Genomic DNA, 13612 nt, shown 5'->3' with positions numbered 1-13612 from the left:
TATTCTAATTTAAAATTAATGCAAAAAGAAAAGTTTTGGTGCAGATCAGACAATTTTAATTTTTAGTAAATATATTTCTCAACTTATTTGAGAATTTTACAAGCCATGGTTCTTCATAATTTTTATCCTCATCAAAATAACCATAGCCATAGCCGTAGCCGTAGCCGTAGCCGTAACCATAGCCCTGTTTTACAGAATAATCATTATAAACTAAACCAAGATGCTTTATTTCTTGATTTTTATGTTTTTCCATAATCATTTTCAGCATATACTTTTCTGTATATTCATGCCTCACCACATAAACATTAGCATCCGTATACTTCATAAGTTCAAAAGAATCTGCCACCAAACCAACTGGCGGAGAATCAATTACAATAAAATCATAGTGCTTTTTAAGCTCAGTTATAAAATCTATATTTCTGTCACTCATCAATAATTCTGAAGGATTTGGAGGTATGGGTCCAGATGTCGCTACATCCAAGTCTTGTACATTAGTTTTATTAATGATTTGATCTATGGTAACTTCACCTGTAAGATAGTTTGAAATTCCATATTTATTATCAATATTGAAATCACCAAAGATCTTTGGTTTTCTTAAATCCATTCCTAGCAATATAGTTTTCTTGCCACTCAAGCCCAAGACAGAGGCAATATTGATGGAAACATAAGTTTTTCCCTCACCGCCCACAGAAGAGGTCACCAAAATTACTTTACTTTTATTATCTTGTTTATGTAAAAATCTAAGATTAGCTCTAATCCCCCTAAAAGCCTCAGAAATGGAGGATTTTGGCTGTACTAAAACCGTAATATTGCTGTCATTACTGTTGTTTCCAATCACGCCAAGCAGGGGCATTTTGGTAACGTGCAGCAATTCTTTAACATTTCTAATTTTATTATCCAACAATTCTCTCAAAAGAATTATCAGTAATGGAAAAAGCATTAAGATACTAATGATGAGTAACTTTGCACGGGAAATATTTGGAGCGATTGGTGTTTGACCTAAATTTTTAGCTGAATCAATAACAGTGATATCAGATTTATTGCTCGCCACCCTAAGAGAAGTTTCATTTTGCTTGGTCAAAAGTGCGTTATAACTAGCTTCTATCATATTATAACCGCGTTGTACATCCAGATATTTTCTTTCCTTTTCTGGATAAGTGGCTAAATCTTGGTCTGCAGTAGAAATTTTAGAATTTATTACCTGAAGTTGATCTGCAAAAACGCTGTAATATTTTCTTAAACTACCTTCAGATTTGCCACGGGATTCGTTAATGAGTCTATTTATTTCTTTCATAGGCGCAGAATTTGCCTGGTAGATCGTCCCCATTTCTCTCCTTTTAGCATAGAGTGCTTTTAACTCAGAAACTGATGCAGTAAACATTCCATCTTCAATACCTGCGGCATTTAGACTGATGAGATTATCTAAATTAGAAGATGCGACGGAATTTCTTACATTGTTAAGAGAATTAATTTTAGTTATTAATTCTGCTTTGGTTTTTTCTAAGTTTTTTATTTCATTCAGTTGTTTTTCATCTCTGTTTGTAATATCGTACAAACCTTCATTTACTTTCAGATTATTTAATTTATTTGCACTCGAATCTAATTTTATTCTTATTTTATCTAAATTTTCCTTAATGTAAACCGTGGTGTTTTCATCCACCATATTTTGATCTTCAATTCGCTTCTTTTTTAAAACCTCGACCGATTTATTCAGGAAATTAACCGTTCCATTTAAATTATAACCGCGTTTAGAAATAATCATGATACTGCTAATTTCTTTATCAAACGTAATACCTATATCCTGAGTAAGCTCATTGACCGCAGCATTAATAGTCGTAAGTGAAATGATAACATTTTCAAGCTTTATTGTAGACTTATATGGGTTTTGCACCAGTTTAAAGCGCAAATTAGGTGTTGTATACCATTCATTGACACTGATGATTTTATTTGCCGGTCTTTTATAAGGTGAAATTGATTGAAATCCCTCACCAATGAAACTATATAAGGAAGTCTGTTGTCCGTCATTTGGTAATTCTACCTCATATTTACTACCACCTTTGGGAAAAAGCGTTATGGGATAATTAACCTGCTGCAGATGCGTTTTATCTATTTCCAAAAAAACTGGACTATCGTTTTTATCTAAATAAGTGGCTTTAATAAGACCTTTTGTGGAGTAATTTGAATATAAATCCAGTTGCCTTACCAAATATTCATTGTGAGTTCTGGAGAGTAATAATTTTTTTAAAAATATACCATCTTGATTGCCCGTTTGTCCCCAGATAAAATTGATAGATTGATTAGGTGTAAAATAACTGGAAGAACTATTTGAAATACTTAAAGAAAGGTCTGAGGCGTAAATTCTCTGCGCATAATACTTTGCATAGATGAAAGATATAAAATAGCCCATTACAAACATGAGCAAAAACCAGTACCAATATTTTAAAACATTTCTAATAAAATGTTCTGTATCAAAAAAAGCAAAAGTGCCAAGTTTTTCTTTCGCCGGGATATTTCCTTCCTTTTTTTCTGGAATCATATGATTAAAGTCTAGATAGAATTAAATAAATAGAAAGTGCAGTTGTGATAACACTTACGCCCGTCGTTAAAGTTTGAATAGGATCTTTACCCAAGCCATTTAAGTTTTTAGGTCTTGTATTTAAAAAAATTTCGTCACCATTTTGGACCCAATAATATTCCGAATTCATAGCATCTTCTCTGGTAAGATCTATCTTCGCAATTTTTATTCCTTCTGGATATTTTCGGTGTATCTGTATGTTTTTACGATCTACAGTTCTGTTTAGTCCACCATTATCTGCAAGTGCTTCTGTTAGTGTTAACGTATTTTTATGTGCTACTTTTTCACCGGTCATTCCGACGGTTTCAACATCACCAATAATCGTATAAGTAATACCATCAGTATTCAATCTGACCTGAGATTTTCCATCTAAAAAATTTTCATTGACCCGCTTTTGAATCTCATCTGAAACGTCTTTAATAATTCTGCCCTCAGCTTTAATATAACCAATGCCAAAAATATTTATCTCACCATTTGAGTCCACTTTTAAACCATTAAAATAAATTGACGCATTTCCTGAACTTGCACCGCCACCTGAAACACTGACGCCGCTTGTCGCTGATGTTGCACCAACTGTTCCTGATCCACCTTCGCCAGCAGCATACAATTGCGAATAAAATTGTGCCGCATCACCCTTCGGCGTGGTTACGATATTTAAGGTAAGGATATCATTTTTTGTAATTCTATATTCAGGGATGTTGTACGGAATTAAGCCTTCCCCATTTATCACTAAACTTTCACTTGGTTGAAAATAGCGAACATCTTTTGTTGTGACACATGAGGTGACAGAAAAAACTGTAAATAATATTAAGAAAATTTTTAAGAATTTCATCATGGTTGTAAAGTTTGCAAAAATAATAATTTATTTGGATTTTCTTATTTTAAATTTAATTTCCGGAATGAAAGCACCTACAAAACCGAGACATACAACTAAAAAAAGTAATAGATTGTTATTTAGATGTCTAAAAAAATACGCGAAAAGCACTACCAAAAGATAATAGAATAAAATATAAGCTGTAGACCTTCTATGCGTATAACCCAATCTTAAAAGTTTGTGATGGATGTGATTGGTATCCGCTTCAATGAGGGATTTCTTTGTAATTAGACGGGTAATTATGACATTCAGCGTGTCGATTATTGGCAAAATAAGAATTGCAACCGCTATTACTGGTGCACTGTCTAGATGGTATTTTGGTATTGAAGCCACCTTTTTATCTACAAAGATATTGATAAAACAAATTCCCGTAAAGGCCAATAGGAAACCCAAAATCATAGATCCAGTGTCACCCATAAATATTTTTTTCTGTCTAAAATTTGATAAATTGTAATATAGAAATGCTAAAACAGAACCTACTATCACAGCTGAAAGGATGACCAAAGGATAATTATACGGTCCTAAACGAAAGTAACTTATCGCAAAAAATATACTGCAAAGTGCCGAATAACTTCCAGCTAAACCATCAATACCATCAATTAAATTAAAAGCATTTATTAAAATTACAAAGGTTAGGACACTAAAAAAAACACTTAATGTGTAGGACATTTGATAAATACCAAAGACACCAAATAAACTACCAATTCTAACATCTGAGCCAATAACCATTAGAGTGGAGACCAAGATCTGAGCAATCAATTTCTTATAAGCCCGCATGATCATAATATCGTCCATCACACCGATGAAAAGTAATATTGTCAATGATGCGAAAAGAAATTTATATTCTTTAAAAAGTTCAGAAGCAAAAATAGGCGCGCAGACACATAAAGAAAAAACAATAGCAATGCCACCCAAATTGGATATTTTGCGAAGATGTGAACTTCTTGATCCTGGCTCATCCATCAAGTTCTTCCGTCTGGAAATATTGATAATGCTTGGGATTGTGTAAAAAGTGATCAAAAATGATGCACTAAAACCAAGGAAAATCTTTAACCAAAAAAATGGAAATTCTATTGAACTTAAAATAGTATGTACTTTTTCCATATCTTAATTCCAAAGATAATTTTGATAAGTGTCTGGAGTAAATTTACCCTTTGTTGCCTGATAGTTTCCAAAAACAAAGTAATAAAAAATAACGAATAATATTAATATAAAATGTAAAAATTTTTTATAATTAATATCGTTAATAGCCGCTAAATTATTTGGTAAAATTAAAGCGGCAAAAACAACGTAAGTTCCAACTAATCTAGTTGAAAATATAGGACTTCCTCTAAATATAAAATACAAACAGATCCCACATACGCCTATATTTCTCATGTACTCATAATACGGAATTCTCTCGCATGTCACTTTATTCAGCGTAATAATAAAAAAGAGGTACAAGAGAGATATTAAATCAAAAAACTTTATAAACCCTGTATCAACGCTTTCTATACTGAGATAATCTGAATAGCCTTTATAGACCTCCTCCGGTGCAATGCTATTTAAAAAACCTATGTAATTATAAATTTCAAACGGTGACAAAATCATACAAAAAACAACTAAACCTATTATTTTAGCTTTTGTAAGTGAAACCTTTGCCAACCAATAAGCAGGAATAAACAAAATGGCTGACTTATGAAATCCTAGTGCAAAATACATTACAATTAAAAACATAAACAGATTCCGCTCCTTTATATATTTGAAAGAATATATTGCTAAAGCCATTGAAAGTCCCTGCCGGATCTGCCCAGAATCGGCAATAAAATAAGAAGGAATTAAATATAAAAGTAATGCCGTTGCAGGATAAGCAACGCTTTTTTCCATCATATAAAACTTTGGCGCTATCGACAAAATTGCCACAAAAGCCGTAAAAATAAAAAAGGGAGATCCTAAGAAAAAGAAAATATTATTAAAAAGGATAAAAAGCCATTCGATTTCTAAATTGTTTTTTTGAAAAAGAGCTTTGCTAAATATTTCGCCAAAATCTGTATGCAGGGGAAAATAGGTGTACATACTTTGATAAATAGGATAATCTGCACCTACACCTTTTCTAAAACCTGCAAAAATTATAAGTGCAATGACTATAAACCAAACACTTTTATAGTTTTTAATTTCACGGCCATAAACTTCTAAAAAACTGTAGCCTATTAAAATTAAAATGGATATCGTAAAAACTGGATGTAAAAGCTGCACCTAATCTTCTGTGTTTTTTATATAAATCTTCGTAAATAATTATTTAATCCAACAAAATATACCATATAGTAAATTATTTTACGCTTTGGCAAAGATAGCAGATAATTTTTACCAAAGCGTTTGTATCCTATTATTTCAAACAAACTGATACTATTTTCCTTAACAAATTCGCAATAAGCCTGATGTAGTTTTTTCGCAACTATCTCATCTTTCACATATGCTAAATATGCTAAATATGTATAAACTCCTTCCAAAATCTGAAAGTTTTTTAACCCAGTTTTCTCAGTGAAATATACGGAAGTTTTAAATTGATCAGAAACAGTTTTTACAGCTCGTAAAATATCAAGTCCCTTTTCCGTATGTGTTTTACTAATAGAATTTTCCCGCTCGAGATATTGATAATGGTAAACCTGCGTTTGCGCTAAGGTTTTGCATTTTAATAAAAGTTGTGGTATTAATTCAATATCTTCAAAGTGCATATTTTTTTGGAAACGCATGCCATTAAACAAATTTCTTTCAAATATTTTATTACAGGCAAAATAAGATAAATCTGAAAAAACGGAGAAGTTTTCCCTTAAATTTATAACCTCCGGAAGATGTGGAATTTGCGTTAGCTTTTGAGTTATAACTCCATTCTCATTTACTTTTTGAAGATTACAGACAACCACTTCAGCGCTGTGTTTTTGCGCCAGATCATACATTTCCTGAAACATATTTTCTAATACATAATCATCACTATCCACAAAACCGATGTACATTCCTTCAGCGTTATCTAAACCAAAGTTTCGCGCCTCACTTAATCCTCTATTTTGTTTGTTAAAATATTTTATTTTTAAAGGAAATTCTTGCTGAAATTCTTCTATAATTTTTAAAGACCCATCTGTACTTCCATCGTTAATAACAATTATTTGGATATCTTCCAATGTCTGAGCCACCAAAGAACTTAAACATTTCCTCAGGTATTTTTCAACATTGTAAACCGGAACGATTACAGAAACCTTATTCATCAGTTTATCATTTACTCACAATTTTATAGAGAAAATAGTCTTTTCCGATCGGTCTTATTTTATACATCCATCTCAAAATTTTAGGAGCGTTATTATGGATCTCAGCAATTGGATAACTTTTCACGAAGCTATAATGAGAATCAAAATAAACCTGCTCATCTGGTTTCATTCTGTAATAACTCGCATTGTCGCCGGGTTTATTATTAATGGTTAAAATATAATCCGGTTTAAAATCCTTCACAGAATTTATCCACCAGAAATTTTCATCTTTCAGCATTTCATCGGTAATTTTTTCGTTTACCAAACCCACCTCATCATACGTATAAAGTCCTGTATAAAAGGGAATTTTCCCCGCTGGCTCCAATATTATTGATTTGCTGATATCCGTATGTTCACTTTCTATATCTTTTGCAATTTGCATTCTTTGCGTTTCCTCCATATAACCGATGGTGTACGATTGCAATAATTGAAATGCATATAACCCAAGGGTAATACAAAATAATATTGGAAGGATGATCTTATTTTTATTTTTAAAAAAATGCAGCGAACAAAACAAAACTACTGCAAGCATAAAAACTCGGGGAAGCCAGTAATACCAATCAAAATAAGCTTTAAAATACGCAAAAACCGTAAGTTTTAATAAAGCAAAAACAACTGTTGCAACTAAAATAATTTTTGTAGAAAATAGAATTTGTGTTTTACTTCTCGTAATTTTAAAAATACAAAAACCAAGTAAAATAAGAAATGCAATAAAAATCAAAAACGTGAACAGTGAATATTTCTTTATTAAACCACCGTAATAAGCCCATTGGTAGAAAAAATAAGCTAACCTGTTATTTTGCATAACATTCTTATACGCTATTTTTTTTGCTGTGATCGTATGATTTACAATTTCGCCGAAATAAAAATAATTAAAAGATAACACGGTGCCAAGCCCTATCAAACCTCCTAAAACAAATAAATAATTAATTTTTTTCTTAATTATCAAATCGGCTAAAAAGAAAACGCCAAGAAAAATTACAGTATCAATTCTCGTCCAGAGAAGTAATATAGGAAAGATTAAATACGCCCACTTTTTGCCATTAAAAATTCCGAAATACATCAGCCCATTGTAGAGAAAAAATAAAATTCCGTATTCCATGCCCAAGCTGGAAGCTGTGAGTGCGGGCGGAAGCATATTTAGAAAAATAACGAAAATCCCACCTCTTACTTTATCATCTGGAAACAAAATTTTCGCCAGCCACAATGAGCCTACCGCAAAAAAAATTCCGTTGAAAATGAGTAAAGGATAAATAAAATGCTGCCCAAATATTAATTGAAAAAACGCACTCACTAAGACATAGAGATGCGTTGTAGAGGCTGAAATCCTTTCATCACCATTAAAACCAATGACACCATAATGAAGAAAATTTCTCGCAACGCGCCAAGTAATGAAGGAGTCTTCCTGAATGTGCTTCGTTAAAAACACCGGTATTTTGACAACTACCGTTATGAAGATCAGCCAAAAAGGATTTGCTAAAACTTTAAATAGATTTCTATTCATAATCATAAATTAATTGGTGACGATTATACAACTGATACATTTTGTTCATGCATGCAGCATATTTTTCATCTGAAAACCAAAAAATATGAAGTCTTCTGTAGCCCTGAGATTTTAAAAACGCTACTAATTTGGGTGATTTTTCTTTCCATAACTCAATAACGAAAAGCGGTTTATGCTCTTTCACAAACTCATGCATTCCCTCTAAAACCTGCTCTTCATAACCCTCAACATCTACTTTTACAACACAAAAATCATCTATTTTTAAATCTTTGTAAACGTCATCAAAACGCAGAATTTTCACAAAATCTTTACTATCGCCTGCCTTTTCACCGATGGAAGCTTCACCAAGCTCAAGTTTTTTATAATGAATGGTTTGCTCTTCTTTTTTATTACCCAATCCAAAATTGAAAAGGGTTGCATTATGCGTAACATTATTAAATTTAAGATTATTTTCAAGCGCATTAAAATTAATCTTCAATGGTTCAAAAGAAATTACCTTCCAGTTTTTTTTAGCCATCAAGGTGCTGTAACGACCAATGTGAGCACCTACATCTACAAAAGTTCCATTTTCATCCTTCACCACTTCTACAAGAAAATGCGTAAAATCCGGCTCATAACTTTCTAATGTTGCCCAAAAATCAATTGTATTTGACCTTGTTTCTAAAATTACATCCTGATATTTAAACTGAGCTTTTGGGAATTTAATAATTGGCGGCAATTTTAAAACTTTGAAAATATAGTGGTTATAAAATGCAGCCAAAAAATATTTTTGATTAGCGTTACTTCCTACAAATTGTGTTTTAATACTTTTTACAGTACTTTTTAATTGTTCTTTTTTTCCCATTTTGTGTGTAAATGTCTACTAATGTGTTCTCAGTTACGATTTATTTTTGAACGATAAATCACAGATTTTTTAAAAATCTTGTTCCTAAAAAGCCTCTCTTCGCATCTTCATATTCAATTTTAGAACACGGTAATAAATTTTCTATTTTTTCGTCATCACCAAAATACCAAAGATTTTTAAAAGTATCCCTTTTAAAGGTATGATCTTCTTCATTTACCATAACATGAAAAGTCTCAAAAAAACGTTCTCGCGGACGTGATTTTTCTAAATCTATACCTAAAATTAAGTACCAGATCATCTGCGCTAACAACTGATGATTTAAAATATCTTCTGCTTCAAAATTAAAATTAAATATTCCAACTGATTTTAGATTCTCACCCAAACCGATCTCTTGCATGTAAGCACAAATTTCTCTTCTGTTCAAGCCGTTCACTTGAGGATGAATTGAAAATGCTTCAGCAAAACTTTCCACCGCATCGCAATTAACCGTAACTAAATCTGCTCTGCGGAAAAAAGGTTCTGCCTTTTCTGTGGCATTCATCATTTCCGCGAGTCTAATTATATCAAAATCTACCTCTTTTATTAAATTTACTGATTCCTCAGGATTGAGATGCTTTTGATAGGCTAAATGGTGGTAATTTTCTACAGATAAATTTTTAGAACTTAAAATTTTAGATAAAAAATTTTTTTCAGAAAGCGGTTCTTCTTGATTTCCTAAGTTGATTTTGCTATTAATTTGGGTATAATTGATATTTTTTTTATGAAAATTTAAAGCTGAAAAAAGAGAAAATGCCAGATCATTACTGCCACCAATGATGACTGGGATTGCATTTTTATAATGGCAAAGTGAAAGAATTTCCTGTAAAACATAATGCGTATCTTCTGGTGTGTTACCCGAAATGAGATCACCTAAATCACAAATTTCCGTTTCAAAATGTAAATTTGAAAGACTGTAAAATTGCTTTCGGACCTTTCTGAAGTCTTGGCTTTCACCACCTCCATTTGCACCTCGCAAATCTGACACAAAAACTAATACAATGCTGTTTTCCAAAATTTCTGATTTTAGGAAGTGACCCAGTTGCCAGTTTTCTGTTTTTATATGAGGTGGTGGAATAATGAAATCGTCAATATTCATAAAATGATTTGATTTATTAGTATCAGCAAATTTAAAGAAAAAGGCGCAAATATAATTGCGCCTTTTAAAAACTGTCTAAGATTTAGTTTTCATCATTTTCCTTGTAATTACATCACCACTACTTTCAGTGATTTTAAGAATATAAATACCTGGCAATAAATCTGCTGCATCTATTTCTTTATTTTTAACCTTACCGGTTCGAATCATTTTTCCAGATGTATCAAAAATTTCAAATATTGCTGTTAAATCATTTTTTAAATAAATTTTATTTTGAAATGGATTTGGATAAATATCTGTATTTGAATTTTTTGCAGCAAGTTCAGGAAGTTGAATTTTTTTAGATATTTTCTTGGTATTTGAAGGATCGTTCACTAAAAATCTAGGTTCATCTTTTGCGCATCTTACTGACATTGCTGCCTGCGGATAAGCACCTGTTCCCGTCTGTAAATTACTGTCATCAAATTCCATTGCAAGTGCATAACCTGTTCCTAAATCTGCCATAGAAGCTAGCCAAACCCCACTTCTGTCAAATGAAACTCCCTCACCGCCTAATTCACCTCTCATCCCGGCATACGGGAAATTACCAATATTAAATTTATCCGATGTAAATTTTAAATAATATCCCTTTATATTTTGACCCTCATAAAATTCTGAAATACCCGTTGGTTGATCCTGTATAAGTCCAACGTTATTATATTGATCTGTAAGGTTCCCATTATAAAAAGGAGAATTTCCTTTTGAACTTGTGTAGAGTGCGGTGTAAGTTACGTCTGGAACTCTCCAACCTTCGGGACATGGATCGTAAACAGATTTTTGATCTGCATGACCCCATCTTTCTGGAGCCTGAGATTGCTTGTCAGAAACCCAGTCACGAATTTGAGTCACATCATTGTTAGTTTTATTTCCGCCATCGTATAATTCACCCGTATCATTTTGATATAAAAAATAAAGCGGATTATTCACTGAGTACAATATATTTTCTGAGATTTTTTTTGACGCGACTTCATTATTTGATTTATATTCTTGAAACTCTTTTGTATAATATTGCTCATATCCATTGCTTGAAATACTGGTATAACTCAAAGTACCATTATCCGTCATATTTTCTGATCCCACAAAAATCTTACTATTAGCATTGCTATAAAGCATTCTGCTGTAAACTGGGAAAATTGGCATTGCATCTTTTCTGCCCCATTGGTATTGTAAACCACTTGCATTATTAGCTTCATCTCTGGCATTTTTTTCATTTACTCCGCTAATTTTGTCAAATGATCCCAAATTACGATCCATAAAAGTAGTGGTGATTGGGGGCAAATTACTTTGTGATAAGCCTACAAAATTAAATGCACTTGGAATTGTTTTTTCTGTAGTGTAAGTTATACTGGCAGGTTCTTCCCCCGGACTCCATATTTGCCAACTCCAATACGCGGGTGTGTCAGTAGAATTATTATGAAGTGATACTATTGCGTTACCTTTAGTTTTACTGTTTAAATGTAGAATTATTTTTCCGTCCCGAACATCGCCAATACCAGCTTCGAAACTAATACTTTGAACTAAATCAGGATTATCCGTCCATAGCACTTTGGCTACTAAATGATTTGTCGCCAAAGATTCTTGGTCTGTCAGAAGTTGATTATAAACTGAAAACGCCTTACTTATTGAAATTTCTAAAAAAGATTGATTAACAACCATATAAGTATTAGGATCATGCAAACCTTTTGTATAATTTTCTTTATCCGAAACAAAATAATTGGTCGGAAAGTGACCGATAAAATCAACATTCGGATCTTTCATACATCTTACCGCAAGTGCATTTTTAGTTGAACCCGTTTGATTGATCCAAACACCGTGTAAACCAGCAGACGAAATATCTTTTCTCTGTGCATCGGAAATTAATCCTAAATATCTGGGACCGTCAAACCCATAAGTTCCACTCCATAGACCGCCATCAGAATTTTCATCTTGATAAATGGAAAAAATGGAAGAATTAGGAGATACTGAATTTGGATAATATACATAAGTGCCTGAAATCGGCATCATTCCTAGATTTCTGGCACCATTTTGCGCATTAGAAAAATCCATTCCAATTCCTGGATATACTTTTATGCCCGTAAGTGCCCCGTTAGCTACATCAGGTTTTAGCAAGCTATAATCGCTTTTATCGTCATTAGCTCCACTATTTTTTCTACCCCAAGGTCCTAAATTATTATTCACTGTTTCACGCCCATAATAAGATGGCACTCGCCAACCGTCTGGACAAGGATCTAATTCAGACTTTAATTCATATGAACGTGAATCGTTTTTGACGGTCGTGTTTGAGCTGCTTGCATTGCCATTTCCACCTTTATAATTATCAGACCATAAATCCCATGATGCATAGTTTCCAGCCGTTCCCTCCGAACGATGGATTTTATTAGAAAACCAATTTGCATTATCGGTATTAATTACTAATGTGAGCGGATTTTTAACTGCAAAATCCATATTTCTTTCGATATCATCAAACTCACGGATTTTGAGAGGTAATGTATTTAGTCCATCTATTGCGCGATGTTTTATGGAGCCTACTTCACCATTTAATTCATAAAAATAGAAATCTTTATTAGCAAGACCCGGGAAGGGATCTTTTCTACCCCATTCATAAAGCAACCCACCAGATTTTTGCCAGTTATTTCCTAAAAAATTTCCAGTAGAAGCCCCTAGGTTCCGATCCATATATTGGATTTCTACAGGGTTTCCCTTAATATCAGTTTCAAGACCTTGGGTGTATTTTACGCCATTTTCTGGGCTATCTGTCACCCAAACGTGCCAGCTCCAATATATGACGCCATTTACTTTAAAAGCAATTACCGCATTACCCGCACCTTTTCCTTTATTGACTTCTACTTTAATATTAGACTCTTCCGGCAAAGAAGCTCCTAATAGAGAAACATTTTCAATTAAACCCGGCACATCTTCCCAATATAAACTTGCGGTTAAAGTGCCCGTAGGAATGGGATTCGGCATTCCACCGCTTTTCAGATAGGTGTAATTTGTCCACATTTTGTACGCTTTCTTAACGGGAATTTGCAGACCACCATAATTTTGAAACTTCGCAATATCTAGGTCATAGATAAAACTATTTGGGGATTTTACATAATCTATATTCTGAGATTTTGCGCAAAGAGACAGTACTATAAATAGTAGGGAAATTTGTTGCTTCATTAGTTAAAAAAATTAAAGATTTTTAAATCTATTTTTTTAACATCATTTTGTGTGTTGTCCGATAATTTTTTGAAGCACCGTTTGTGTATATCAATAATATGACAAATTTCTAAGAAAACTAATATTTTCTAAGAAAATTTTAATAAATATTTAACATTAGTTAAAATTCAAAATTAAAGTCAAAAAAAATCACCAAAT

9 protein-coding genes are annotated in these 13612 nt (G+C 32.6%); all 9 read right to left on the bottom strand.

The genetic code is table 11. The annotated features are described in order from the left end of the window. Nucleotides 1–55 precede the first annotated feature (55 nt). On the bottom strand, nt 56–2536 hold the full coding sequence (locus ACVBED_RS01230; RefSeq protein WP_473094376.1) for an exopolysaccharide transport family protein: 2481 nt from the start codon (nt 2534–2536) through the stop codon (nt 56–58). A 4-nt stretch (nt 2537–2540) separates the two neighbouring features. Beyond that, nucleotides 2541–3407: a polysaccharide biosynthesis/export family protein gene (locus ACVBED_RS01225; RefSeq protein ID WP_447121144.1), complete on the bottom strand. Its 867-nt coding sequence runs from the start codon at nt 3405–3407 to the stop codon at nt 2541–2543. Nucleotides 3408–3437: 30 nt separating this feature from the next. Beyond that, a complete protein-coding gene (locus tag ACVBED_RS01220) occupies nt 3438–4553 on the bottom strand; it encodes a glycosyltransferase family 4 protein (protein WP_447120760.1) in 1116 nt (371 codons plus the stop codon). 3 nt (nt 4554–4556) lie between these two features. Beyond that, a complete protein-coding gene (locus tag ACVBED_RS01215) occupies nt 4557–5684 on the bottom strand; it encodes an EpsG family protein (RefSeq protein ID WP_473094375.1) in 1128 nt (375 codons plus the stop codon). 17 nt (nt 5685–5701) lie between these two features. Further along, complete coding sequence (locus tag ACVBED_RS01210) at nt 5702–6691, bottom strand: glycosyltransferase family 2 protein (RefSeq protein WP_447120758.1); 990 nt, start codon at nt 6689–6691, stop codon at nt 5702–5704. A gap of 7 nt (nt 6692–6698) precedes the next feature. Further along, the gene (locus ACVBED_RS01205; protein WP_447120757.1) at nt 6699–8234 is read right to left on the bottom strand and encodes a hypothetical protein; all 1536 of its coding nucleotides are present in this window, start codon (nt 8232–8234) and stop codon (nt 6699–6701) included. Further along, nucleotides 8227–9078 (bottom strand): FkbM family methyltransferase, encoded by an 852-nt coding sequence (locus ACVBED_RS01200; RefSeq protein ID WP_447120756.1) that lies wholly within the window; start codon nt 9076–9078, stop codon nt 8227–8229. Before ACVBED_RS01200 ends, ACVBED_RS01205 begins: the two co-directional genes overlap by 8 nt. Nucleotides 9079–9136: 58 nt before the next feature. Further along, nucleotides 9137–10213 carry a formimidoylglutamase gene (locus ACVBED_RS01195; RefSeq protein ID WP_447120755.1) on the bottom strand — a complete coding sequence of 359 codons (1077 nt, stop codon included), beginning with the start codon at nt 10211–10213 and terminating at the stop codon, nt 9137–9139. 75 nt (nt 10214–10288) lie between these two features. After that, entirely contained in the window at nt 10289–13414 is a 3126-nt protein-coding gene (locus ACVBED_RS01190) for a T9SS type A sorting domain-containing protein (RefSeq protein ID WP_447120754.1), read from the bottom strand. Nucleotides 13415–13612: the final 198 nt, after the last annotated feature.

The organism is Halpernia sp. GG3 (genome assembly GCF_052976925.2).
Note: the sequence above shows the minus strand (reverse complement) of the source record. Positions and strands in the feature narration are given on the sequence as shown.

What these genes read in the sequence shown, in the direction of transcription:
- ACVBED_RS01225 (WP_447121144.1), bottom strand. Translation starts at nt 3,407, where the DNA reads ATGAAATTCTTAAAAATTTTCTTAATATTATTTACAGTTTTTTCTGTC.
- ACVBED_RS01210 (WP_447120758.1), bottom strand. Translation starts at nt 6,691, where the DNA reads ATGAATAAGGTTTCTGTAATCGTTCCGGTTTACAATGTTGAAAAATAC.
- ACVBED_RS01205 (WP_447120757.1), bottom strand. Translation starts at nt 8,234, where the DNA reads ATGAATAGAAATCTATTTAAAGTTTTAGCAAATCCTTTTTGGCTGATC.
- ACVBED_RS01190 (WP_447120754.1), bottom strand. Translation starts at nt 13,414, where the DNA reads ATGAAGCAACAAATTTCCCTACTATTTATAGTACTGTCTCTTTGCGCA.
- ACVBED_RS01200 (WP_447120756.1), bottom strand. Translation starts at nt 9,078, where the DNA reads ATGGGAAAAAAAGAACAATTAAAAAGTACTGTAAAAAGTATTAAAACA.
- ACVBED_RS01220 (WP_447120760.1), bottom strand. Translation starts at nt 4,553, where the DNA reads ATGGAAAAAGTACATACTATTTTAAGTTCAATAGAATTTCCATTTTTT.
- ACVBED_RS01230 (WP_473094376.1), bottom strand. Translation starts at nt 2,536, where the DNA reads ATGATTCCAGAAAAAAAGGAAGGAAATATCCCGGCGAAAGAAAAACTT.
- ACVBED_RS01195 (WP_447120755.1), bottom strand. Translation starts at nt 10,213, where the DNA reads ATGAATATTGACGATTTCATTATTCCACCACCTCATATAAAAACAGAA.